Annotated in this window: 21 protein-coding genes and 1 pseudogene; 4 read left to right on the forward strand and 18 right to left on the reverse strand. The window is 71.2% G+C overall.

Annotated features, from left to right (window positions below; all coding sequences use genetic code 11):
• The 3 genes from AB0B89_RS21625 to AB0B89_RS21635 form a co-directional block, all read right to left on the reverse strand.
• On the reverse strand, nt 1-2241 hold a 2241-nt coding region (locus tag AB0B89_RS21625), incomplete at its 3' end, for a polynucleotide kinase-phosphatase (protein WP_358555535.1).
• Nucleotides 2234-3730 carry a 3' terminal RNA ribose 2'-O-methyltransferase Hen1 gene (locus tag AB0B89_RS21630; protein WP_358555538.1) on the reverse strand — a complete coding sequence of 499 codons (1497 nt, stop codon included), beginning with the start codon at nt 3728-3730 and terminating at the stop codon, nt 2234-2236. The genes AB0B89_RS21630 and AB0B89_RS21625, both read right to left, overlap by 8 nt.
• Before the next feature lie 97 nt (nt 3731-3827).
• A complete protein-coding gene (locus tag AB0B89_RS21635) occupies nt 3828-4751 on the reverse strand; it encodes an LLM class F420-dependent oxidoreductase (RefSeq protein ID WP_358555541.1) in 924 nt (307 codons plus the stop codon).
• An 87-nt stretch (nt 4752-4838) separates the two neighbouring features.
• Between AB0B89_RS21635 and ligD the strand changes: the two genes are divergently transcribed.
• Nucleotides 4839-5873, forward strand: coding sequence for a non-homologous end-joining DNA ligase (ligD, locus tag AB0B89_RS21640; RefSeq protein ID WP_358555544.1), 1035 nt, complete (start codon nt 4839-4841; stop codon nt 5871-5873).
• A 73-nt stretch (nt 5874-5946) separates the two neighbouring features.
• Here the strand turns inward: ligD and AB0B89_RS21645 are convergent, their stop codons facing one another.
• From AB0B89_RS21645 to AB0B89_RS21660, 4 genes are all read right to left on the reverse strand, one after another.
• Entirely contained in the window at nt 5947-6144 is a 198-nt protein-coding gene (locus tag AB0B89_RS21645; protein ID WP_358555547.1) for a transposase, read from the reverse strand.
• A 181-nt stretch (nt 6145-6325) separates the two neighbouring features.
• On the reverse strand, nt 6326-6754 hold the full coding sequence (locus tag AB0B89_RS21650) for a nuclear transport factor 2 family protein (protein WP_358555550.1): 429 nt from the start codon (nt 6752-6754) through the stop codon (nt 6326-6328).
• 100 nt (nt 6755-6854) lie between these two features.
• Entirely contained in the window at nt 6855-8102 is a 1248-nt protein-coding gene (locus tag AB0B89_RS21655; protein WP_358555553.1) for a class I SAM-dependent RNA methyltransferase, read from the reverse strand.
• Between the two features lie 14 nt (nt 8103-8116).
• Nucleotides 8117-10147: an APC family permease gene (locus AB0B89_RS21660; protein ID WP_358555556.1), complete on the reverse strand. Its 2031-nt coding sequence runs from the start codon at nt 10145-10147 to the stop codon at nt 8117-8119.
• A gap of 123 nt (nt 10148-10270) precedes the next feature.
• Between AB0B89_RS21660 and AB0B89_RS21665 the strand changes: the two genes are divergently transcribed.
• A complete protein-coding gene (locus AB0B89_RS21665) occupies nt 10271-10939 on the forward strand; it encodes a TrkA family potassium uptake protein (RefSeq protein WP_358555559.1) in 669 nt (222 codons plus the stop codon).
• Entirely contained in the window at nt 10939-11595 is a 657-nt protein-coding gene (locus AB0B89_RS21670) for a TrkA family potassium uptake protein (protein WP_358555562.1), read from the forward strand. Before AB0B89_RS21665 ends, AB0B89_RS21670 begins: the two co-directional genes overlap by 1 nt.
• Before the next feature lie 61 nt (nt 11596-11656).
• On the opposite strand, the gene AB0B89_RS21675 is transcribed toward AB0B89_RS21670, so the two are convergent.
• The 6 genes from AB0B89_RS21675 to valS all read right to left on the reverse strand — a co-directional run bounded on the left by AB0B89_RS21675 (nt 11657) and on the right by valS (nt 18112).
• Entirely contained in the window at nt 11657-12334 is a 678-nt protein-coding gene (locus AB0B89_RS21675) for a DUF3159 domain-containing protein (protein WP_358555591.1), read from the reverse strand.
• 92 nt (nt 12335-12426) lie between these two features.
• Entirely contained in the window at nt 12427-12816 is a 390-nt protein-coding gene (locus AB0B89_RS21680; protein WP_358555565.1) for an OB-fold nucleic acid binding domain-containing protein, read from the reverse strand.
• 50 nt (nt 12817-12866) lie between these two features.
• Nucleotides 12867-13547 carry a DUF3710 domain-containing protein gene (locus AB0B89_RS21685; protein WP_358555568.1) on the reverse strand — a complete coding sequence of 227 codons (681 nt, stop codon included), beginning with the start codon at nt 13545-13547 and terminating at the stop codon, nt 12867-12869.
• 13 nt (nt 13548-13560) lie between these two features.
• Entirely contained in the window at nt 13561-13995 is a 435-nt protein-coding gene (dut, locus tag AB0B89_RS21690) for a dUTP diphosphatase (RefSeq protein WP_358555570.1), read from the reverse strand.
• A gap of 192 nt (nt 13996-14187) precedes the next feature.
• Nucleotides 14188-15423, reverse strand: a complete 1236-nt coding sequence (locus AB0B89_RS21695) for an AI-2E family transporter (RefSeq protein WP_358555573.1) — start codon at nt 15421-15423, stop codon at nt 14188-14190.
• Between the two features lie 115 nt (nt 15424-15538).
• The gene (gene valS, locus AB0B89_RS21700; protein WP_358555576.1) at nt 15539-18112 is read right to left on the reverse strand and encodes a valine--tRNA ligase; all 2574 of its coding nucleotides are present in this window, start codon (nt 18110-18112) and stop codon (nt 15539-15541) included.
• A gap of 78 nt (nt 18113-18190) precedes the next feature.
• On the opposite strand from valS, the gene AB0B89_RS21705 reads away from it, so the two are divergent.
• Nucleotides 18191-18496, forward strand: a complete 306-nt coding sequence (locus AB0B89_RS21705; protein ID WP_358555579.1) for a DUF4235 domain-containing protein — start codon at nt 18191-18193, stop codon at nt 18494-18496.
• Nucleotides 18497-18577: 81 nt separating this feature from the next.
• Here AB0B89_RS21705 and AB0B89_RS21710 read toward each other — a convergent pair whose 3' ends face one another.
• The 5 genes and pseudogenes from AB0B89_RS21710 to AB0B89_RS21730 form a co-directional block, all read right to left on the reverse strand.
• Nucleotides 18578-19957 (reverse strand): trehalose-6-phosphate synthase, encoded by a 1380-nt coding sequence (locus tag AB0B89_RS21710; RefSeq protein ID WP_358555582.1) that lies wholly within the window; start codon nt 19955-19957, stop codon nt 18578-18580.
• Nucleotides 19958-20123: 166 nt separating this feature from the next.
• Nucleotides 20124-20927 (reverse strand): hypothetical protein, encoded by an 804-nt coding sequence (locus AB0B89_RS21715; protein WP_358555585.1) that lies wholly within the window; start codon nt 20925-20927, stop codon nt 20124-20126.
• Between the two features lie 16 nt (nt 20928-20943).
• Nucleotides 20944-21243 (reverse strand): DUF4193 domain-containing protein, encoded by a 300-nt coding sequence (locus AB0B89_RS21720; protein WP_114029376.1) that lies wholly within the window; start codon nt 21241-21243, stop codon nt 20944-20946.
• A 268-nt stretch (nt 21244-21511) separates the two neighbouring features.
• A complete protein-coding gene (locus AB0B89_RS21725; protein WP_358555588.1) occupies nt 21512-23026 on the reverse strand; it encodes a HAMP domain-containing sensor histidine kinase in 1515 nt (504 codons plus the stop codon).
• Nucleotides 23023-23541: pseudogene (locus tag AB0B89_RS21730) on the reverse strand (response regulator transcription factor); the annotation flags it as partial. The pseudogene AB0B89_RS21730 and the gene AB0B89_RS21725, both read right to left, overlap by 4 nt.
• Nucleotides 23542-23623 lie beyond the last annotated feature (82 nt).

Below are 23623 nucleotides of genomic sequence, written 5' to 3' on the forward strand. Positions count from 1 at the left end.
CATCGCGTGGGGCCGCTTCTGCCCCGGGTCCTTCACCGGCTGACCGGCGGCGACACAGTTCCCGATCATCTGGCCCCGTCCCGTGGAGGGGCGATCGTGCCTGGTCGGGGTGATCAGGCCGGACCTCAGGCGCTCCAGCCTCGCGAGGTGCCATGAGTGCGGCTCCTCCCCCGCCGTCGCCCGTCCCTCCACCGCGAGGATCTGGAACGGCGCCAGCCGTACGCCGGATAGACCCGAAACCGGCCAGCAGTACCGCGCGTAGGCGTCCCTGAACCGGGCGGCGTGGCCGAGGCGGCGCCGGGTGCGACCCAGAAGATCGTCCACGTCCAGACCGCGCCCGGCCGCCGCCTCCAGGGCCGCCACCGCCTCGGGCAGGGCCGCGCGGGCCGCCGCCCCGACCGACGCGTACTGCTCCCGGATCAGGCCGCCGGCCTTCGCCGACCAGGGCAGCAGCTCGGCGTCGAGGACCATCCACTCGGTGCCGAGCTCCTCCCAGAGCCCGGCCTCCGACACCGCCGCCCGCAGCCCGTCGACCAGCCCGGCCGTCAGGGCGGGCTCGTCGAAGAACGGGCGGCCCGTACGGGTGTGCACGGTCCCGCAGGTGCCGTCGGTCACCCCGAACCGCGCCGCGGCGGCCTCCGGGGTGCGGGTCAGCACGACGACGGCCCGCGATCCCATGTGCTTCTCCTCGCACACGACCTCGGTGACCCCGGCCCTGTGGAACTCCTCGAACGCCTCGGCGGGGTGCTCCAGGTGGCCCTCCAGCGACGAGGTCTGCGGCGGGGCCATGGTCGGCGGCAGGTAGACCAGCCAGCGAGGGTCGACCGCGAACCGGCTCATGATCTCCAGCGCGGCGGCGGAGTTCTCCTCCCGGATCTTGATCTTGCCGCCGGTGCGGACCTCCACGTACCGGGTGCCCTGGACGTCGCCGATGTCCAGCAGCCCGGGATCGCGCCGGGCGGCCGGGGCGATCGGGCGGGCGGGCTCGTACCAGACCTGCTCGGCCGGGACCGAGACCAGCTCGCGCGCGGGGTAGCGCAGGGCGGTCAGCGTCCCGCCGAACACGCAGCCGGTGTCCAGGCAGATCGTGTTGTTGACCCACTCGGGCTCGGGGACCGGCGTGTGGCCGTACACGACCATGGCGCGGCCCCGGTAGTCCTTGGCCCACGGGTACCGCACCGGCAGGCCGTACTCGTCGGTCTCCCCGGTCGTGTCGCCGTAGAGCGCGAAGGAGCGCACCCGGCCTGAGGCGCGGCCGTGGTAGGCCTCCTTCAACCCGGCGTGGGCCACCACGAGGGCGCCTCCGTCGAGCTGGTAGTGGCTGATCAGGCCGTCCATGAAGGCCTTGGCCGCCTCACGGAACTCCTCCGGCTCGCGGCCGAGCTGCTCCAAAGACCGCTCCAGCCCGTGCGCGATCGTGACCTTGCGGCCGTTCAGCGCCCGTACGAGCTTCTGCTCGTGGTTGCCGGACACGCACAGCGCCGTCCCCGCCGCCACCATGCCCATGACCAGCCGCAGGACGCCGGGCGAGTCGGGGCCGCGGTCGACGAGGTCGCCGACGAAGACCGCGGTCCTGCCCTCGGGGTGCCCGGCCCCGACGGGCCGTCCCGCGTCGTCGCGGTGGAGCTTCCATCCGAGCTCGGTGAGCAGCGTCTCCAGCTCCGAGCGGCAGCCGTGAACGTCCCCGATGATGTCGAAGGGACCGGTCAGCTCGCGCCGGTCCGTCCAGGCCTTCTCGTAGGTGATCGCGACGTCGTCGACGGCCTCGCCCCGGAGCACGTGCACCCGCCGGAAGCCGTCCCTGGAGATCTTGGACAGCGACCGCCGCAGGTCCTTGCGCTGCCGGGTGATCACATGGGCGCCGAAGTCCCTGTCGGGACGCAGGGCGTTGCGGGCGACCGCGACCTCCTCGGGCACGTCCAGCACGATCGCGTCCACGAGCACGTCGTGGCTCTTCGCCAGCTCGACGAGCTTCTTGCGGGCCTCCCACTGGACGTTGGTGGCGTCCACGACGGTGAACAGCCCCCGGCGCAGCCGGGTGCCGACGATGTAGTGCAGGACGTCGAAGGCGTCCGGGGTCGACTCCTGGTCGTTCTCGTCGTCGGCGACCAGGCCCCGGCAGAAGTCGGAGGAGATCACCTGGGTCGGCTGGAAGTGCCTGCGGGCGAACGTCGACTTGCCGCTTCCCGACACGCCCACCAGCAGGACGAGCGACATCCTGGGCACGCTGATCTCAGCCACGGCCGAACACCCCCATCTGGGTCGGCGGCCCGACCTCTGGATCGTCCCCGCCGACCGGCCGGTACGTCACGCGGTAGCCGTACTCCTCGCAGACCCTCCCGGCCCACGCGGCGAACTCCGCGCGCGTCCACTCGAACCGGTGGTCCGGGTGGCGCATGCCGGTCAGGAACTCGTACCGGACGTTGTACTCGCTGTTGGGCGTCGTCACGACCACGAGGCCCGGCCTCGCGGTGCCGAAGACCACGCGCTCCAGTGCGGCCAGGCGGGGCGGGTCGACGTGCTCCACGACCTCCATCAGCACGGCCGCGTCGTACCCGGCGAACCGCTCGTCGGTGTAGGTGAGCGCGCCCTGGAACAGGTGCAGGCGGGCCCGCCGCGCTTCGGGCATCCGGTCGAGCTTGAGGCGGCGCGCGGCCACGGCGAGCGCACGCGCCGAGACGTCCACGCCGGTGACCCTGGCGAACCCGGGGTTCCCCAGCAGTTCGCCGACGAGCCCGCCGGAGCCGCAGCCGAGGTCGATGACCGTACGCGCCCGCGCCTCGGTGAGCACCTCGACCACCGCCTCCCTGCGCAGCAGGTTGAGCGGCGTGCGGGCGGACCGGTCGGACTCCGCCTCCGCGCTCGCGGCGGGGTCGGCGGGCGCGGGCGGCTCGGCTGTCGCGACAGGGTCGGCGGGTGTGGGCGGGTCGGCGGGTGTGGGCGGGTCGGCGGTCTCCTCCTCGATGGGAGGCTCCAGGTCCTCCTCGACGTCGTCGCCCAGCTCGGCCAGGCGGGCGAAGGCGGTGTTCGTCAGGCTCCTGCGGCGGCCGAGGTAGCGGCGCGTGATCCGCCCGCGCTCCGGGTGGGACGCCAGCCAGCCCTCCCCCGCGCGGATCAGCTTGTCGACCTCGTCGGAGGCCAGCCAGTAGTGCTTGGCGTCGTCGAGCACCGGGAACATGACGTAGAGCTGGTTGAGGGCGTCCGCCAGCCTCACCGGCCCGCGCAGCACGAGCCGCACGTACCTCGAATCGCCCCACTCGGGGAACCCGTCGTCGAGCGGGACCGCCTGCGCCTCCACCTGCCAGCCGAGCGGCTCGAACAGCCGCCGCGCGAGCTCCGGGCCGCCCCGGCAGGGCAGCGCGGGCACCGTGATCTCCAGCTCGATCGGCCCGGCCGCCAGCTCGGGCCTGGCGGCGCAGTGCCCCGCGCGGGCCGTCCTGAAGACGTCCGCGAGCGCGACGGCCAGCATCGAGGAGGCCGCGTACGGGCGGTCGTTGACGTACTGGCCCAGGCTGAAGCCGGGCGAGGATGTGCCGCGCGAGCGCACCAGCCGGATGGGGTCCACCTCGACCATGAGCGCGGCCGTACAGCGTTCCTCGGTGGCCTCGGGGTAGAACACCCGGGCCACGCCGAACGACTGCCCGAACTCCTGGACGCGGTCCGGGTGCTTGTGGAGCAGGAAGCCGAGATCGGTGGCCGGCCGCGTGGTCGTCGAGATGGTCAGGAGCACGCTGCCCGATTTTTCCCTATAGGCCACCGCACGGGCCACCGGTTTGGCGGCCCCGCCGTCCGGCCGGGCCCACCGCCCTCGCCCGGGGGCGCCAGGATCAGATGTGCGGCATGATCTCCGCCGCGATCAGCTCCAGGTGGTCGATATCCGACAGGTCGAGCACCTGAAGGTACAGCCGCTCGGTGCCGGCCCCGGCGAACGTGCCGATCTTGTCCAGGACCTCCTCCGGCGTGCCCGCGAGGCCGTTCTCCCGCAGCTCGGAGACCTCGCGGCCGATCGCCGCCGCCCGGCGGGCGATCTCGGCCTCGTCGCGGCCGACGCACACGACCTGCGCGGCCGACATGACGATCGAGTAGCGGCCGGCCGCCTCGCACGCCTCCCGCACCCGGACGTACGCGGCGGCGGTCTCGTCCAGGCCGGCGAAGGGCACGTTGTACTCGTCGGCGAACTTCGCGGCGATGCGGGGCGTCCGCTTGGCGCCCGTACCGCCGATGATCACCGGCGGGCGTGGGTCCTGGGCGGGCTTGGGCAGCGCCGGGGAGTCGGCGAGCCGGTAGTACGCGCCCTCGAAGGAGTACGTGTCGCCCGGCTTGGTGGTCCACAGCCCGGTGACGATCTCCAGCTGCTCCTCGAAGCGCGCGAAACGCTCCCCGAGCGGCGGGAACGGGATGCCGTACGCCTTGTGCTCCGCGTCGAACCAGCCCGTGCCGAAGCCGAACTCCACGCGCCCCCCGCTCATCTGGTCGACCTGCGCGACGCTGATCGCCAGCGGTCCGGGCAGCCGGAAGGTCGCGGCCGTGACCAGCGTGCCGAGGCGGATGGTCTCGGTCTCGCGCGCGAGCGCGCCGAGCGTCACCCAGGAGTCGGTCGGGCCGGGTCCTGGGTCGCCGTCGTCCATGCGAAGGTAGTGGTCGGAACGGAAGAACGCGTCATATCCGAGGCGCTCGGCGGCCCGCGCCACCTGGAGCTGGTCCTCGTAGCCGGCCCCCTGCTGGGGCTCGGTGAAGATCCTTAATCTCATACGACTCATTATCCCGTCACTGCAGAATCAATCTTCGGGGTGGTGCAGGGGTTCGCAGGTATCTCTGCAGTGGGTAAGAAAGCGCCCATGGGAGGACTTCCTGCCTACACACCGATGCTCGCCCAGCTGGGACCGCTCCCAGCGCCGGGCGAGGACGACGCCTGGGGCCACGAGATGAAGTGGGACGGCGTGCGCGCCCTCGCGTACATCGAGAACTCCGCCCTGAGGCTCATCTCCCGCAGCGGCAAGGAGGTCACGGTCGCCTACCCCGAGCTGTACGCGCTGGCGGGCGCGGTCGGCGGGCACGATGTCGTGCTCGACGGGGAGATCGTCGCCTTCGACGAGGCGGGCCGCCCGAGCTTCTCGGCGCTCCAGCCCCGCATGCACCAGCGGCGCGAGGAGCGCGTGCGCAAGCTCGCCCAGAGCATCCCGGTGACGTACATGCTGTTCGACATCCTGCACATCGGCACCGAGCCCGTCATAGCCCTTCCGTACGTGCGGCGCAGGGAGCTGCTTGAGGACATCGTGTCGGCGGGGGCCCGCTGGCAGGTGCCGGCCTGGTTCCGCGACGACGGCACCCACGCCCTCGGGCTGAGCCGCCGGCTCGGCATGGAGGGGATCGTCTCCAAGCGGCTGCGGTCGCCGTACCGGCCGGGCAGGAGATCCCCGGAGTGGACCAAGGTCAAGAACTTCCGGGCGCAGGAGGTCGTGATCGGGGGCTGGGCGCCGGGGCGGGGCCGGCGGTCGTCGACGATCGGCTCTCTGCTCCTCGGCGTCCACGAGGGCGGCCGGCTCGTCTACGCGGGCAACGTCGGCACCGGGTTCACCGAGGAGACGCTCAGGGAGCTGGGCGCGGTCCTCGCCCCGCTGGCGCGGGACACCCCGCCGTTCGACGCCCCGGTGCCGCGCGAGCAGGCCAGGGACGCCCGCTGGGTGGAGCCGGTGCTGGTGGGCGAGGTGCAGTACGCGGAGTGGACGGGTGACGGAAGGCTCCGTCACCCGTCCTGGCGTGGCCTGCGCGACGACAAGTCCCCAGAGGACATCGTCCGCGAGCCCGAACCGTTCCCGGCTCGCGGACCCGACGTCACCCGCGAAGGGGACCCGCCCCAGCTCGCCGGCTGACCGTCGCACCCGTGACGGGCGCGATGCGGCGGATCGGGCGATCGTCACCGCTTCGCGGAGGTCGCCCTGATCGTCACCCGCGACGGCGGGCCGCCGCGGAGGGCAGGCTGACGAGCTCGACGAGCTCGTCCAGGTCGACGTACTTAGCGACCTCGGCCACCGACCGGCAGTAGGCGACCACGATCCCGTGCTGGCGGACCCGCAGCCGCGTCCGGCCGTCGAGCCTGATCGGCTCGACCTCGTACCCGTTGCCCCCTACCCATCGCGACATGCCGGAATGATAAGAAACCGCAGGTCAAATGCATGCAAAACCCACCAGCTCATCGAGCACCGCTTGCCTGAGCGGGAGGCCAGGACCGCCGGTGGTCAGGTGTGGCGGGCTCTCTCCAGGCCGTCGAGGATGAGGTCGAGGCCGAACTCGAACTCGCCGGCGTAGACGTCCCGGCCGCCGCCTAAAGATCCCCAGGCCGCAGCGGCCCGGCGAAGACCACGATCTCGTCGATGTCACCGGCGGCCGTGAGGTGCACCATGTCGGTGCCCGACAGCACGGTGCCGCCGTCGGCCGCCTCGAAGCGCCAGCCGAACCGGCCCCACTCGTGCGGCGCGTCGACCGAGGTCGTACGCACCAGCCGGCACCCGCCCGCCCGATAGCTCTGCACCACTTCGGTGATGAAGTCCTCCACCGCGCCGCGCCCGACGCCGCGGCCGATCGGGCCCCAGAACACCACGCCCGGTGCGAGCGCGCGGCTGAGCAGATCGGCCCGCCGCGCCGGGTCGTCGGAGTTGGCCGCGGCGATGAAGGCGTCGACCGCGTCCGCATGCGCCTGGGCCTGTGGCTCCGTCCGGGAGTTCGCCGTCACGTCGTCCTCCTGAGGTCTCATGGAGACGATCGTCCCAGAGCCGACGGCCGACGGGCCCGGCCCAGGGGAGGAAGCACGGCCCGAGCCGAAGGCGAGGACGGGCGCCGACGCCTCGGGCCGGTCAGATCACGTCCTTGGTGAGGAGGACGACGGTCTCGACGTGGTGGGTCATCGGGAAGGCGTCGAAGACGCGGATGTCGACCGTGGGGTAGCCGCGTTCGGCGAACCAGGCGAGGTCGCGCGCCAGGGTGGCCGGGTCGCAGGAGACGTAGACGACGCGGGCGGCGTCCAGGCCTGCGACGCGGTGGACCACCTCACGGCCGAGCCCGGTGCGCGGCGGGTCGACCACGACCACGTCGGCCCGTTCGACCCCGAGCCGGTCGAGGGCGTCCTCCACCCGGCCCCGCTCGATGCGCGCCTGCGGAAGGTCGCGCAGGTTGTGACGGGCGTCCTGCACCGCTCGCGCCTCGAACTCGATGCCGAGGACCGCGCCCTCAGGCCCGACCGCCTCGGCGAGCCCGGCCGCGAACAGCCCGACGCCGCAGTAGAGGTCGAGCGCCCAGTCGCCTGGACGTACGGCGGCGAACTCCAGGACCGCGTCGAGAAGCGTGGCGGGGGCCCCGGGATGCACCTGCCAGAAGCCGCTGCCGGTGACCTGGAAATCGCGGTCGCCGACCCGCTCGGTGAGCGCCGTACGGCCCCGTACGGCCCGCGCGTGCCCCCGGCCCTCGTCGACGAGGACGTAGGCGTCCGCGTCCAGATCGGGCACCGCGACCGTACGGTGGGGCTTCGGGGAGACCACGGCGGCCCGCTCCCCCGTGGACGTCGCGATCGCCTCCACGCTGGAGGCGCCCCGCCAGTTCCTGCGCTCGGCGCCCATGCGCTCGACCTCGGGGTGGGCGATGAGGCAGGCGTCGACCGGCTCGATCTCGTGGGAGCGGTGGCGGCGCAGGCCGGGCACGCCGTCGGGGGTGACGGCGAACTGGACGCGGGTGCGCCAGCCCAGGCCGTCCGGGGAGCCGGGGAGCTCCTCGACGTCGACCTTCATCTCGATGCCGGCGAGCCGTTGAAGCTGCTCGGTGACGACCTCGGCCTTGAAGCGGCGCTGGGCGGGAAGGGTGGCGTGCTGCCAGTCGCAGCCGCCGCACCGGCCCGGCCCGGCGAACGGGCACGGCGGCGTGACCCGGTCGGGGGACGGGTCGAGGATCTCGACCGCGTCGGCCCGCAGGAAGCGCGTCGTCTCCTCGGTCACCTCGGCCAGGACGCGCTCGCCGGGCAGAGCGTGGCGGACGAAGACCACCCGGCCATCGTGTCTGGCGACACACCATCCACCGTTGGCGACGCGCTCCACGTTCAGTTCGATCGGCACCTCGGTCCCCCCGCTCAATTTTTGACCTGGTCATCCTTACGTGCCACAGCGTACGGCCGGCGTACCGAGCCCGGGGCGAACGACTCCGGCCGGCCCCTGAGCCGGTCGGAGGACGCGAGCTGCCACGGCACGCTGGTGACCATCACGCCGGGCTGGAAGAGCAGGCGGCCCTTCAGCCGCAGCGCGCTCTGGTTGTGAAGCAGGTGTTCCCACCAGTGGCCGACGACATACTCGGGGATGAAGACGGTGACGACGTCGCGGGGGGAACGGCGGCGCAGGCTCTTGACGTATTCGAGCACCGGGCGGGTGATCTCCCGGTAGGGCGAGTCGAGGATCTTGAGCGGCACCGGGATGCCGCGCTCCTCCCAGTCGAGCTGGAGCTGCCTGGCCTCGTCGGTGTCGACGCCGACGCTGATGGCCTCCAGCGTCGAGGGACGGGTGGCCCTGGCGTACGCGAGAGCCCGGAGCGTCGGCTTGTGGATCTTGGACAGGAGCACGATGGCGTGGTTCCTGGCGGGGAGCATCGACTCGTCGGTCTGCATGTCGTCCGGGACGACCAGCTCGGCCGCCACGTTGTCGTAGTGGCGCCGGATGCCGCGCATCATCACGAACAGCACGGCCATGGCGGCACAGGCGATCCAGGCCCCGTGGGTGAACTTCGTGACCAGCACCACGACCAGCACCAGGCCGGTCACCGTGGCGCCGAACGCGTTGATCACCCGCGACCGCAGCATCTGCGCGCGCTTCTTGGCGTCGGTCTCGGTGCGGAGCAGGCGGTTCCAGTGCCGGACCATGCCGACCTGGCTGATCGTGAACGACACGAAGACGCCGACGATGTAGAGCTGGACCAGGCGGGTGGTCTCGGCCTCGAAGGCGTAGATCAGCAGCCCCGCCATGGTCGCGAGGATGACGATGCCGTTGCTGAAGGCCAGCCGGTCGCCGCGCGTGTGGAGCTGGCGGGGCAGGTAGCGGTTCTGGGCGAGCACCGACGCCAGCACCGGGAAGCCGTTGAAGGCGGTGTTGGCGGCCAGCACGAGGATCAGCGCCGTCATGGCCGTGATGACGTAGAAGGCCGGGGTGAAGTTGCTGAAGACGGTCTGCGCGACCTGGGCGATCACGGGACCGGGGTTGGCGACCACGTGGCCCGTCTTGTCGACGAGCGAACTGCCCTGCGAGGGGTCGGCGAACTTGGCGTCGGTGACGAACGCCAGGGCGGTGATGCCGGCGAACATCGTCGCGGCCAGCACGCCCAGCGCCAGCAGGGTGTTCGCGGCGTTCTTCCCCTTGGGCTTCCTGAACGCCGGCACGCCGTTGCTGATGGCCTCCACGCCGGTCAGCGCGGCGCAGCCGGAGGAGAACGCGCGCAGCAGCAGGAAGATCAGGGCGAAGCCGCCGACGCCGACGCTCTCACCGGTGACCGTGTAGTCGGCCGAGGGAGCCCTCAGGTCGGTGCCGAGCGCGAGCCGCACGCCACCCCAGATCATTAGGCCGAACACGCTGATCATGAAGGCGTAGGTGGGGACGGCGAACGCCAGGCCCGACTCCCTGATGCCCCGCAGGTTCAGCACGGTCAGCACGGCGACGATCGCCACCGCCGCGGCGACCTTGTGGTCGGCGAGGAAGGGCAGCGCCGCCCCGAGGTTCTCCACGCCCGAGGAAACCGAGACGGCCACGGTGAGCACGTAGTCGACCATGAGCGCGCTGGCGACCACCAGCCCGTAGTTGGACCCGAGGTTCTCGGTCGCGACCTCGAAGTCACCGCCGCCGCTGGTGTAGGCCCGGACGTTCTGCCGGTACGACGCGACCACCGTGAGAAGGATCACCACGACCGCGAGGGCGATCCAGGGGGTGAAGTGGTAGGCCGCGAGGCCGGCGATACCGAGCGTAATCAAGATCTCCTGCGGGGCGTACGCCACCGATGACAGAGCGTCGCTGGCGAACACCGGCAGCGCGATGCGCTTTGGCAGCAACTGCTCGTGTGCCTGGGCACTTCGGAGCGCGCGCCCCACGAGTAGTCGCTTGACCAGATCTGCAACCTTCACCACGAGTGACGATGCTAGTCCTCAGGTCAGGTGCTCCTCACATGATGCCGCCAGAACCGGCCATACTTGCTCTCGTAGCTGTATAAGGTCCAGGAGTTGCCGCCTCAAAGCCAACGGCGGGGGAGCATGCATATCGTCATCATGGGATGCGGCCGGGTCGGTTCGACCCTCGCTCACATCCTCGAGGACAGCGGCCACTCGGTCGCCATCATCGACAGGGACCCGCAGGCGTTCAGGCGCCTGCGAGCGGGCTTCCGCGGGCGCCGGGTCACCGGCATCGGCTTCGACAGGGACGTCCTTGAGGAGGCCGGCATCGAGTCGGCCGCCGCGTACGTCGCGGTGAGCAGCGGCGACAACTCGAACATCATCTCCGCGCGTGTCGCGCGCGAGACGTTCGGCGTCGACAACGTCGTCGCCCGCATCTACGACTCCCGGCGCGCCGAGGTCTATCAGCGGCTGGGCATCCCCACGGTCGCGACCGTGCGCTGGACGGCCGACCAGATCCTGCGGCGGGTGCTCCCCGAGGGCGCCGAGCCGCTCTGGCGCGACCCGACCGGCGTGGTCATACTGGCCGAGGTCGCCTACCACTCCGGCTGGATCGGCAGCCGCACCCGCAAGCTGGAGGAGGCCGCGGGCGCCCGCGTCGCCTTCCTCAACCGCATGGGCGAGGCCCTGCTGCCCAAGGGGGAGACGGTGCTCCAGGAGGGCGACATCCTCCACATGATCGCCGGTGACAACGACATGGACCGGATCAACAAGGTGCTGTCCGCGGCGCCCGAGGAGGAGTCCAACTGATGCGCGTCACGATCGCGGGCGCGGGGGCGGTAGGCCGGTCCATCGCGGCGGAACTGCTGGAGAACGGCCACGAGGTCCTGCTCATCGACGTCGACCCCAGGGCCATCAAGATCGACAGTGTGCCCCGGGCCGAGTGGCTGCTCGCCGACGCGTGCGAGATCTCCTCGCTCGACGAGGCCGGGCTCAACAACTGTCACGTGATGATCGCCGCGAGCGGCGACGACAAGGTCAACCTGGTCGTCTCGCTGCTGGCCAAGACCGAGTACGGCGTCCCGCGCGTGGTGGCCCGCATCAACCACCCGAAGAACGAGTGGCTGTTCAACGAGTCGTGGGGCGTGGACGTCGCGGTCTCCACCCCGCGCCTGCTCTCGGCCCTGGTCGAGGAGGCCGTCAGCGTCGGCGACCTGGTGCGGCTGATGACGTTCCGGCAGGGCCAGGCCAACCTGGTGGAGCTCACGCTTCCCGAGGACGCCCCGGTGGTCGGCCAGCGGGCCGGTTCTGTGCCGTGGCCGCAGGATTCGGCCCTGGTCGCGATCCTTCGCGAGGGCCGGGTGCTGGTGCCCTCCGACGACGACCCCCTGGAGGCCGGCGACGAGCTGCTGTTCGTGGCCAGCCAGGAGGTCGAGGAGGAGCTCGCCCACCTTCTCGCCCCCTGAGTACGGACGCGGAAGCGCCGGGGTCCCTGAGGGGCCCCGGCGCCGTCGTGTTCGCCTTCTTTCAGGCGCTCGCGCCAGGCGTGTCCGGCGTGATGGGGGTCCTCCCCCGGGCGAGCACCCAGACCATGGCGCCGAGCGCCGCGACCTGCACGGGCCAGCCCAGCGCGACCTTCGCCACCAAGAGGGCGGCCACCTGATCGGCCCAGTAGAGCGGGAGCTGCACGACCACCCGCAGCAGGCACGGCAGGATCAGCAGCCACGTCAGCCGCGAGCAGAGCCGGACGATGCCGGGGTTCTGCCGCCAGCCGGTCGGATCGCCGGTCACCGAGCCGATGAGGAACCCCACGACCGGCCACCGGACGACGATCGACAGCACCATCACGGCGGCGTAGCCCCCGTTGTAGAGGATGCCGGGCAGGAAGACGTCCTTGGCGTCCCCCGAGCGGCTGGCGAAGACCGCGCCGATGCCGATGCCGATGAGGCTGTTGATCACGAACTGCGGCGTGGTCCGCTGCGCGAGCCGTACGAGCAGGAGCAGCACGGCCACGCCGATGCTGACCATGAGCGAGACCTTGAGCTGCTCGGTGGAGATCCACGTGATCGTGAAGACCACCGTCGGGACGGCCGCCTCGATGACGCCCCGAACGCCGCCGAGCGCCTTGGCGAGCTGGGCGCGGATGGCGCTCTCGACGGTCTCGTGCGCGACCTCGTCCTGGACGGTCGTGGCCCCCGCGCTCACGGGCGCGCTCCCCGCCGGCGCGCCGCGCCCGCCGTCGTCACGCCGTCTCGCCACTGCATGATCATTGGTCTCCTCGCCTGGCGGAACCGTGGTCACTGGCCGCTCGCTGGGCGCAGCTCGTAGCGGGGGTTGAACATCACCTTGCGGCCGTCCTGGATGCTGACCAGGCCCTCGGCCCGCACCACCCGGCCCGGCTCGATACCGACGATCTTGCGGCGGCCCAGCCAGACCAGGTCGACCACATCGGATCCGTCGTACAGCTCGGCCTCCAGGGAGGGGACTCCGCCCCGGGGCCGCAACGTCACCGTGCGGAGAGTGCCCGCCACGCAGAACCTCCTCCGCTGTCCGCACGAGGCGATGGGCGTCGCGCCGTAACGGTCGAGGTCCTCCTGGAGCTCCGCGGCCTCCAGCTCGGCCTGGCTGGTCGTCAGCCGCCGGAAGAAACCGCGCAGCCCGCGTTTGACGGGCTCTGCCGTGCTCATTTCTCGTTCAACTCCTCGGGAGCCCCATACGATCCTGACCGCAGCTTACGTCAGCGGACCTCGGTGATCTCAGGCCCACGCTCGAACGGGTTGAGGCCCGCCCTGCCCTCCTCGGTCGCCTGCTGCTCGACGGCCTGCCGGGCCTCGGCGGGCAGCCGCAGCTCGATGGGCTCTTTGGGGGCCATGGGCTGGTCTCCGCGCACCACCACGATGTCGCGGATGACGTCCTCAAGAACCTTGCCCGCCTCGGGATCGGCGATGGCACGGCCGCTGAGGACACCCCGCAGGAACCAGCGGGGACCGTCGACGCCGACGAACCGGACGGGCTGCTTGGCGCCGTCCTGCTGGATCTCGGCGGCGAGCTCGGGGCCGAAGGGGCCCTGCCGCTCCTCGCAGCTCCCACCGGCGGCGGTCAGCTCACGGGTCAGCTCGGCGCGGACCTCGTCCCAGATGCCGCTCCTCTTGGGGGCCGCGAAGGCGTGCACCTGGAGGGCGCTCTCGTTGACCAGCACCACGGCGCCGACGATCTGGTCTCCGGCGACGTTCAGCTGGACCTCGAACCCGGGGCCGATGGGCAGCCGCATGCCGCCCAGGTCGACCCGCTCGCTCTCGGGATGGGGCTCGTCGGCGTCCCACGGTCCCGACTCGCGGTCGGAGACCGGCGCGTTCTCGGCGACCGGTGCCGACTCCTGTTCTTCCGCATGACGGCGGCGTCGGAACACTTCGTTCACACTCCTTATCGACTTATCGACCGGTGGAGCCGAACCCGCCGGCGCCGCGCGCCGACCCGGGGAGCCGCTCCACCTCGTAGAAAGCTGCCTTCTCCACCCGCTGGACGACGAGCTGGGCGATCCGGTCACCGCGCCTGAGCCGCACGACATCCTTGGTGTCGGTGTTGAGCAACGTCACCCTGATCTCGCCCCGGTAGCCGGCGTCGACCGTGCCGGGGGCGTTGACCAGCGTGACCCCGAACTTGGCCGCGAGCCCGGAGCGCGGGTGCACGAAGGCGGCGTACCCGTCGGGCAGCGCGATCGCCACGCCGGTGCCCACAACGGCCCGCTCGCCCGGCAGCAGCTCGACGTCCTCGGCGGCGTGGAGGTCCGCTCCCGCGTCGCCCGGATGGGCGTACGACGGAAGCGGCAGCTCGGGGTCGAGTCGCTGGATCAGCACCTCGATCATGGATTCACCTCGTGGTAGTGGAGCCGCGCCCTGCTGACGGTGTGACCCGGCCCGCGGGACCGCGGGACGCGCACCCGGGGGTTCGCACCGGCGAACGGCCTTCCGGGCTCGCGGAGGCGGCCCTCAGCCTCAAGGTACGCCCTCGGGACGACCGGGGCGGAACGGGTGTGCAAGGAGTCACGAACCGAGACCTTACCCGCTGCGCTGCGGCGACATGTCCTCTCCCGCGCCAGGCACCTGGTCAGCGGGGGGCTCGGGGGCGGGAGGGGATTCGGGGGCGGGCTCGTGCGGGGCCGCGGGCGGCAGCTCGGGTGGCCGCCTGCGCAGCTCCGGCAGCGCCCGGTAGACCACGGCCGCGACCGGAACCGCTATCGCCGCGCCGGCGATGCCGCCGAGGATGCCTCCGATGGCCAGCACCAGGATGATCGCGAGCGGGTGGAACTTCACGGCCCGCCCGACGATCAGGGGCTGGAGCACGTGGTTCTCCAGCTGCTGCTCGACCAGCAGGATGCCGATGAAGACCAGGGCGAACACCGGCCCCTTGGCCCCGAGCGTCACCAGCGCGGCGAGGCCTCCGGCGAAGAAGATGCCGACGATCGGGATGAAGCTGGCGAAGAAGATCAGCACGGCGAGCGGCGCCCAGAGCGGCACCCCCATGCCGAACAGCACGATGCCGATGATCAGACCGTGGATCGCGGCCACGATGACGGTGCCGTGGATGTACTGCGAGAGGGTGTGCCACGCGGCCCGCCCCGCCCGGTCTACGCGGGGGGCGTGGGAGCCGAAGCCGCGCAGGAACCACGCCCAGATGCGGTCGCCGTCCTTGAGCATGAAGAACGTGATGAACAACAGCAGGACGATGGACGCGAGCACCTCGATGAAGACGGCCGCCGTCGACAGCAGGGTGCTGGTGATCTGGCTGCGCTGCTCGTTGATCTGCTTGGCGACCTCTCCCACCATGTCGGTGAGCTGGGCCTCCTTGAGGTGCAGCGGACCGGTCAGCAGCCAGCCCTGCACGTCGCGGGCGGTCTTCTGGACCTGCTCGACCAGCCCGGGGAACTCGTCGTTCGCCCGCGTGCCGATGATGAAGCCGAGGCCGCCGATGATGGCGAACGCGAAGAGCATCGTGATCCACGTCGCCCAGATGGGACGCAGGCCCGCCCCGCGCAGGCGGTCGGTGAGCGGGAACAGCAGGGCGGTCAGCAGCAGGGCGATCGCCACCGGCAGCGCCACGAAGCTGAGACGGACGATGATCTGGGCGGAGAAATAGATCACCACGCCGATGACGATGAGGCGCCAGCTCCACGCCGCCATCGCCGACAGAGCCGGCGGCACGCTCCGTTCCTCGGTCTCCCTTTCCGCGAGCACCTCTCCAGACTGGCACGTCAGGCGGCCGAACGCGCACAGGTTACGGTCGGGTTCAAGCACTGGCCTGCTTTCTCCCCATTTCCCCTCCGGGCGATCTGTCCGTGCCTGCGGGGAAACGGGGAGAAGGCGTGCGGCCGTACCCGGGCGGAGGCCGCCCCGGCGGGTGGGGGCGTGCTCAGGCGGGGGCCGCCCCGGCGAGCGTGACCTCCACCCTCAGGTCGCCGTCCTGCGGCGCGAGGACGAACTCGTCGACCGCGCCCGCCGCGCACAGGTCGTCCTGCCCGTGGCGCACCAGCTCGACCGCCGAGCCGGCCACGCTGAGCAGCGCCACCTCGGCCCGCATGGAGAGCCTGGCCGAGGACTTGGCCTTGCGGATCTCGCCGAGCACCTGCGACACCGCCGGCAGGACCGCCGGGTCGCCGGAGGACGCGAAGCCGGCGAGCTCGGCGGCCGGCCAGGCCGCGCGGTGGACGGATCCGGGCCGCCACCACGACCAGACCTCCTCGGTCACGAACGGGAGGAACGGCGCGAACAGCCGCAGCATCACGTCGAGCGCCCGCCGCAACGCCGCGCGCGCCGAGTGCGCTCCCCCGTCGGATCCGTACGCGCGGGCCTTGACGAGCTCCAGGTAGTCGTCGCAGAACTCCCAGAAGAACCTCTCGGCGCCCTCCAGGGCCCGGGTGTAGTCGTAGGACTCGAACGCCGCCGTCGCGTCCTCCACGACCCCGGCGAGCCGCGCGAGCATCGACCTGTCGAGCGCCTCGGTGATCTCGCCGCCCGCCTCGCTGGCCTCGCCCGCCTCGCCGAGGCCGAGCACGAACTTCGAGGCGTTGAGGATCTTGATGGCCAGGCGCCGCCCGACCTTGATCTGGCCGGTGTCGAAGGCCGTGTCCGTGCCGGGACGCCCCCCGGCCGCCCAGTAGCGGACCGCGTCGGAGCCGTACTCCTGGAGCAGGCCCATGGGCGTGACGACGTTGCCCTTGGACTTCGACATCTTCTTGCGGTCGGGGTCGAGGATCCACCCGGAGATCGCCGCGTGCCGCCAGGGGGAGACGCCGCTCTCCAGGTGAGCCCTGACCACCGAGGAGAACAGCCAGGTGCGGATGATCTCGTGTGCCTGCGGCCGGAGGTCCATCGGGAACACCCGCCCGAACAGGTCGGCGTCGCGCTCCCAGCCGCCGATGATCTGCGGGGACAGGGAGGACGTCGCCCAGGTGTCCATGACGTCGGGGTCGGCGGCGAATCCGAAGGGCTTGCCCCGCTGGTCCTCGGCGTACCCGGGCGGCACATCGCTCGACGGGTCGACCGGCAGCGCCTCCTCGCGGGCCGCGATGGGCGCGTCGTAGATCGGCTCGCCCATGGAGTCCAGGGGGTACCAGACGGGGATGGGGACGCCGAAGAACCGCTGCCGGGAGATCAGCCAGTCGCCCGCGAGGCCCTGGACCCAGTTCTCGTAGCGGACGCGCATGTGCGGCGGGTGCCACGACAGCTCCCCGCCGCGTGAAAGCAGCGCCTGCCGCAGCTCGGGGTCGCGCCCGCCGTTGCGGATGTACCACTGGCGGGTCGTGACGATCTCCAGCGGCCGGTCGCCCTTCTCGTAGAACTTGACCGGGCGGGAGATCTTCTTGGGCTCGCCCTCCAGCTCGCCCGACTCGGCGAGCATCTCGACGATGCGCTCGCGGGCGCTGTGCGCGGTCCTGCCCGCCAGCTCGGCGTACGGCCCGGCGGGGACGCCCTCGGGCGCGTCGGGCAGCAGGCGCCCGTCCCACCCGATGACCGGCCGGGTCGGCAGGTCGAGCTCGCGCCACCAGATGACGTCGGTGACGTCGCCGAAGGTGCAGATCATGGCGATACCCGAGCCCTTGTCGCGCTCGGCGAGGCGGTGGGCCAGGACGGGCACGTGGACGCCGAAGATCGGGGTGCGCACGGTCTTGCCGAACAGCGGCTGGTAGCGCTCGTCGTCGGGATGGGCGACCAGGGCGACGCAGGCCGGGATCAGCTCAGGCCTGGTGGTCTCGATGTGGACGCCGTCGGCGTGACCGGTGCCGGGGACCCCGCCGAACCGGATGCGGTGGAAGGCCCCCGGCCACTCGCGGTCCTCCAGCTCGGCCTGGGCGACGGCCGTGCGGAAGGTGACGTCCCACAGCGTGGGGCCCTCGGCGACGTAGGCCTCCCCGCGCGCCAGGTTGCGCAGGAACCCGCGTTGTGAGGCGGCGCGGGAGGCGTCGTCGATCGTCGCGTAGGTGAGCGACCAGTCGACCGAGAGCCCAAGGTGGCGCCAGAGCTCCTCGAATGCCTTCTCGTCCTCCTGGGTGAGCCGCTCGCACAGCTCGATGAAGGTGCGCCGCGAGACGCTCACCTGGCGCTTGGGGTCGGGTTTCGCGGGGGGCTCGAACGCGGGGTCGTACGGAAGGGAGGGGTCACAGCGCACGCCGAAGTGGTTCTGCACGCGCCGCTCGGTGGGCAGCCCGTTGTCGTCCCAGCCCATGGGGTAGAAGACCTCACGACCGCGCATGCGCTGGAAGCGGGCGATCGTGTCGGTGTGGGTGTAGGAGAAGACATGGCCGACGTGCAGGGATCCGGACACGGTGGGCGGGGGCGTGTCGATCGAGTAGATCTCGTCCCGCGTCTTCGACCGGTCGAACCGGTAGGTGCCCTCGGCGTCCCAGCGGCCTACCCATACCGACTCAAGCCCATCGAGAGACGGCTTGTCGGGAACGGTGGTATGGCGCAGTCGCTGTTCGGTCATGGCGCCTTATGGTATGGCGTCGCGGTGCCGACCGGCACGAGAGACTAGGGTTCAGCTAGATCGACGAGGGGAGAAGTCATGGCCAAATCGAATGACGTCGAGAAGCCGGACATGGCCTGGCGGCTGATCGGCGCGGTGGTGGCGCTCGGCGTGGGATACGGCGCCCGCAAGGCCATCGAGTTCGGCTGGCAGAAGACCACGGGCAAGAAGCCCCCGGCCGACCCCAACTCGCTGGAGACCGGCCTCGCCGAGGCGATCGGCTTCGCCGTGGTGCTGGGCGTCGGCATGGAGGTCGCCCGCATCGTGGCCACCCGCACCGCGCACAAGCGGTACCAGGCGTGGAAGGCCATCCCCGACCAGGTCGGGCGGGCCGTCAAGTCGTAGCCCGGGCCGGCCCTCCGGGGCCGTTCCCCTGCCGTGCCGGCCACGGTTTCGTGACCGGCGACGGCGAGGGTCGTACGGGGGTCAGCGTTCGAGGGCGGCGAGGAACTCCCCGGCCCACCTGTCGACGTCGTAGGTGGCCACCCGGCGGCGCATGGAGCGCATCCGGCGTGACAGCTCGTGGGGCGTGGCCCGCATGGCGGCGACCATCTGCCGCTTCAGCCCCTCCACGTCCCATGGGTTGACGAGGAAGGCGTGCTTCAGCTCGTCGGCCGCCCCGGCGAACTCGCTGAGCACCAGCGCGCCCCGCAGGTCGTGGCGGCAGGCGACGTACTCCTTGGCGACGAGGTTCATGCCGTCACGCAGCGGGGTCACCACCATGACGTCGGCCGCGCAGTAGAGGGCGGCCAGCTCGTCGCGGTCGTAGGACTGGTGGAAGTAGTTCACCGGCGGGACGCCGAGCACACCGTGCTGCCCGTTGATCCGCCCGACGCGCAGCTCGATCTCGTCGCGCAGGTGGCGGTACTCCTCGACGCGTTCCCGGCTCGGGGTGGCGATCTGGACGAACACCGCCTCCCCCGGGCTGATGGTCTTGTCCGCCAGCAGCTCCCCGAACGCCTTCAGGCGCTGGCCGATGCCCTTGGTGTAGTCGAGCCGGTCGACGCCGAGCATGACGTGCTCGGGCTCCCCCAGCTCGGCGCGGATCTCCTTGGCGCGGGCGAGGATGTGCGGTTCGCGGACGAGGTTGTCCAGCTCGCCGAAGTCGACCGAGATGGGGAACGCCTCGGCGCGCACCGTGCGGTCGCCGACGATGATCTCCGAGCGCTGGTTCTGCAGGCCGAGCTGGCGGCGGCAGAGCCGGATGAAGTTGGACGCGCCGCCGGGACGCTGGAAGCCGACCAGGTCGGCGCCGAGCAGGCCTTCGAGGATCTCGCGGCGCCACGGGAGCTGCCAGAACAGCTCGGCGGGAGGGAAGGGGATGTGGAGGAAGAACCCGATCTTCAGGTCGGGGCGGAGCGCCCTCAGCATCGAGGGGACGAGCTGGAGCTGGTAGTCCTGCACCCAGACGACGGCGTTCTCGGCGGCGATGTCGGCGGCGGCCCGCGCGAACCGCTCGTTGACCGCGCGGTAGGCGTCCCAGAGCACCCGGGAGTAGATCGGCGTGGCGACGACGTCGTGGTAGAGGGGCCACAGGGTCGCGTTGGAGAAGCCCTCGTAGTAGAGCTCGACCTCGTTGGCGGAGAGGGGTACGGGGATGAGGTTCATGCCGTCGTGCTCGAAGGGCTTGAGCTCCTCGCCGGGAGCCCCATGCCAGCCCAGCCACGCGCCGTCACGGCGCTGCATCACGGGCGCGATCGCCGTCACCAGCCCTCCGGGACTGCGCCGCCATGACGCTGTGCCGTCGGCTGTGATGGTCCTGTCCACAGGCAACCGGTTCGCGACGATCAGGAATGAGCTGCGCACACGTCCTCCCTCGTGATCGGTTTAGGACCACCTTACGAAATGGGACGCGGCACCCTGTACAGGGCCTCCGGCTATGGAGTACGCGCGATTCCGGCGCGGTGCCCTACCAGGCCCATCGAACCGGATGAATCACCCACGGGGGTGTGAGGGAAGGGGAGGAAGGGGGTCAGGGGGGTGGCAGTGCCCGCTGGCGGCGCAGGTCGGCGCGCACCGTCTCGGCGAGCCGCTTGGTCGCGAGCCTGTTGAGCGCGCCTCCGGCGACGGCGCCGGTCAGGAACGGGCCCAACGTGGTCAGATGGCGGCCCATGGTGCGCAGCAGCCGCTTACGTAACCCCGCCTTCGCGGCGGCCCCGAGCGCCAGTTGCACCGAGGCGGGCGACAGGGGGTCGACGCCCCGCTGTTTGGACCAGGCGACCGTGAAGGCCATGGCCCGCTGGGCTCCCGAGCCCTGCACCTGCACCCCGTACACCTCGTGCAGCTCCGCGAGGAGCTTGACCTCGATCGCGGCGACCACGAGGGTCTCGGCCACGAGCTGGGCGGGCGCGGAGAGCAGGAGCGGCGGCGCCGCGAACTCCGCGGCCGCCAGGGCTCCGCCGATCGCCCCGACCGCCATCGTGGCCTTGCTGGCGGTGCGGACCAGATCGTCGGCGAGCTGGTCGCCGGTGAGACCGTAGTGATGGTCCTGCAGTGCCGCGAGATCCCTGATGGGAAGGCGCGGCGCTATGGAGGCGAAGATGTCCGCGAGCCATCTCCCCCGGCCGGCGCCGGACGCACGCGCCTTCTTCCTGGCGGTGACCAGCGCCGTGCTGAGGCGGCCGAGCAGCCGTCGCCGCTCGGCCCCATCCATGTCACCCGCGTCGGACAGCTTCCCGACCAGCTCGGCCACCTCGGCGTTGGCCTCGGTCTCCGATCCGGGCGACGGGGGCCGTCCGGGCTCGTCCTGCGATGATCGATCCGCTCCTGATGTCACGGACCCTCCCATGGTCTCAGGCGGCACATTCGCGGCAGATCTGCTGCCCGCCCTTGTCAGAGGCAAGCTGACTGCGGTGATGCACCAGGAAGCAGCGCGAGCATGTGAACTCGTCCGCCTGCCTGGGGATCACCCTGAGCGACAGCTCCTCGTTCGACAGATCGGCGCCCGGGAGCTCAAGCGACTCGGCGAGATCGGTCTCGTCGATGTCGATGCTCCCCGAGGACTTGTCGGTCCGCCGGGCCTGGAGCTCCTGGAGGCTGTCCTCACTCAAGTCGTCGTCGGTCTTGCGCGGGCTGTCGTAATCGGTGGCCATTTGCGTATTCATCCCCCTCATCTATGGCTTGCGCGTCGCGCGTCTGTAACGTCTGGGCGGTCCATCTTGTGCCCGTCTCTCCCGGGGAATTTTGCAATCGGTACCCCGTGAGAACGGTCGACGAACCTCCTTACACGTGAGGGCCTTGCCGCCTTCGCCACCCGGTTAGCCAAATATGGCGAAAACCTAAGCATTGGCCACAGGACCCATCGTGTTCGACGGCACATCCAACCACATGTCTGGCGTGAACGAGACGCCCCCCGCCGTATCAACCCGCCGGAAGTCGCACCGTCATCACGAGCCCCCCGCCTTCCCGTGGCACCGCCTTGACGGTCCCCTGATGGGCGCGGACCACCGCGCGCACGATGGACAGCCCGAGCCCCGCGCCGCGCGCCGATTCCACGCGGTCGGAGTTGAGGCGCCTGAACGGCTCGAACAGGTCGTCCACCTCGTACGCGGGCACGTGCGGCCCGGTGTTGGCCACCTGAACAACGGGAGTGCCGTCCACCATTCCCGTTCGCAGCCAGACCTCACCGGACTCGGGAAGGTTGTGCTTGATCGCATTCTCCACGAGGTTGGCCACCAGCCGCTCCACCAGCACCGGGTCGCCCATGGTGGGCGCGGTACGAAGGTCGGTGTGCACGATGACCTTGGTCTCCTCGGCGAAGGACGCGTGCTGCTCGACGACCGCCTGCCCGACGTCGCGGAGGTCGACGGGCTTGCGCACCGCGAGCTCGCGTTCGCTACGGGCGAGCAGCAGCAGGCCCTCGATCAGGTGCTCGTTCCTGGCGTTGGTCCCGAGGAGCGTGCGGCCGAGCACCCGCAGGTCCTCGGAGGCCTGGGGATCGCCGAGGGCGACCTCCAGCACGGTGCGGTTGATCGCCAGCGGGGTGCGCAGCTCGTGGGAGGCGTTGTCGACGAACCGCCGCTGCGCGTCGAAGGCGCGGTTGAGGCGGGTGAGCATGGCGTCGAAGGTGTCGGCCAGCTCCTTGATCTCGTCGTCGGGGCCCCGCAGGTCGATGCGCTCGTGGGCGAGCGAGGTCTCCGACAGCCGCCGGGCCGTGGTGGTCATCTTCTGGATCGGCCGCAGCGCGCGGTCGGCGACGAAGTACCCGAACAGCAGGGCCAGGATGCCCACCCCGCCGAGCGCCAGCAGCGACCGGGCCAGCAACTGGGCGCGCGCGGCGGCGATGGTGTCGTGCCGGAACGCGTCCCACCGGTCCTGGATCGAGCCCACGAGGCCCGCGGGCAGGTCGTCGAGGTTGAACGGCAGCGGAGGCCAGGAGTCGTAGATGGCCTTGCCGACGAAGGAGTAGATCACGAAGACCAGGAGCGCTCCTGCCGCGAAGAACAGGGCGCCGTAGGTGAGCGTCAGCCGCACCCGGATGCTCATACGCCCGGACACCTGCCGCACCCGGGCGATCAGGTCGTGCGTGACCGGGGAGGGCGCGACGGGAGGCGGGCCGTCCCACGCGGGCGGCCCGCTCGGCGGCGGCGGCGCCGACTTCGGCCGGAACAGCTTGCGCGAGCTCTCGACGGTGGGCTGCTCGCTCGTCCAGGCGCTCGCCGGAGGGCTCGCCGCCGCTCGCGGGGCGCTCGGCGCGAGCGAGTGGGAGCTCGCGGAGCCCTTTAAGCCGGACGAGGACCGCGGGGCCGGCCCGCCACCGGGACCGGTGAGCTCCTCCGCCTCCTCCGCCGGAGCGGAGGCGCCGGGTGGAACGATCATCGGCTGGGGCGAGGAGAAGGTCGGCCGTCCGGCCGCCTGGTCGCGTTCCGCGCTCACAGCTTGTATCCCACTCCTGGCACGGTCTCGATCACCGCCGGGTCGCCCAGCTTCTTGCGCAGGGTCATCATCGTGACCCTCACCACATTGGTGAACGGGTCGATGTTCTCGTCCCACGCCTTGTCGAGCAGGTCCTCCTGGCTGACCACGGCCCCCTCGGCGCGCATCAGCTCCTCAAGGACGGCGAACTCCTTCTTGGTGAGCGCGATCTCGTTGTCCTCCCTGGTCACCAGGCGCTTGCCCGGGTCGAGGCGGATCCCGGCGCGCTCCAGCACCGGCGGCAGCGCCGGGGCGGACCTGCGGCCGAGCGCCCGTACGCGCGCCACGAGCTCCATGAAGGCGAACGGCTTGGCGAGGTAGTCGTCGGCGCCCAGCTCCAGGCCCTCGACCTTGTCGTCCACCTCGCCCGAGGCGGTCAGCATCAGGATGCGCGTGGCCGTGCGCTGCGCCACGAGCCGCCGGCAGACCTCGTCGCCGTGGATCTTCGGCAGGTCGCGGTCGAGCACGACCACGTCGCCGAGAGGGTTTCCTGAGTGGCCTCCCATTCGGCGATGGAGACCACGACGACGTAGGGGCGGCCGTTGCGGGTCACAGTGA

It is taken from the genome of Sphaerisporangium sp. NPDC049002 (assembly GCF_040649355.1).
In the GTDB taxonomy this organism is placed as follows: Bacteria; Actinomycetota; Actinomycetes; order Streptosporangiales; family Streptosporangiaceae; genus Sphaerisporangium.

Bases quoted from the DNA above. Each gene is read 5' to 3' on its own strand.
- AB0B89_RS21635 (WP_358555541.1), bottom strand. From the start codon at position 4,751: ATGAGATTAAGGATCTTCACCGAGCCCCAGCAGGGGGCCGGCTACGAG.
- ligD (WP_358555544.1), top strand. From the start codon at position 4,839: ATGGGAGGACTTCCTGCCTACACACCGATGCTCGCCCAGCTGGGACCG.
- AB0B89_RS21645 (WP_358555547.1), bottom strand. From the start codon at position 6,144: ATGTCGCGATGGGTAGGGGGCAACGGGTACGAGGTCGAGCCGATCAGG.
- AB0B89_RS21650 (WP_358555550.1), bottom strand. From the start codon at position 6,754: ATGAGACCTCAGGAGGACGACGTGACGGCGAACTCCCGGACGGAGCCA.
- AB0B89_RS21665 (WP_358555559.1), top strand. From the start codon at position 10,271: ATGCATATCGTCATCATGGGATGCGGCCGGGTCGGTTCGACCCTCGCT.
- AB0B89_RS21670 (WP_358555562.1), top strand. From the start codon at position 10,939: ATGCGCGTCACGATCGCGGGCGCGGGGGCGGTAGGCCGGTCCATCGCG.
- AB0B89_RS21680 (WP_358555565.1), bottom strand. From the start codon at position 12,816: ATGAGCACGGCAGAGCCCGTCAAACGCGGGCTGCGCGGTTTCTTCCGG.
- dut (WP_358555570.1), bottom strand. From the start codon at position 13,995: ATGATCGAGGTGCTGATCCAGCGACTCGACCCCGAGCTGCCGCTTCCG.
- valS (WP_358555576.1), bottom strand. From the start codon at position 18,112: ATGACCGAACAGCGACTGCGCCATACCACCGTTCCCGACAAGCCGTCT.
- AB0B89_RS21705 (WP_358555579.1), top strand. From the start codon at position 18,191: ATGGCCAAATCGAATGACGTCGAGAAGCCGGACATGGCCTGGCGGCTG.
- AB0B89_RS21720 (WP_114029376.1), bottom strand. From the start codon at position 21,243: ATGGCCACCGATTACGACAGCCCGCGCAAGACCGACGACGACTTGAGT.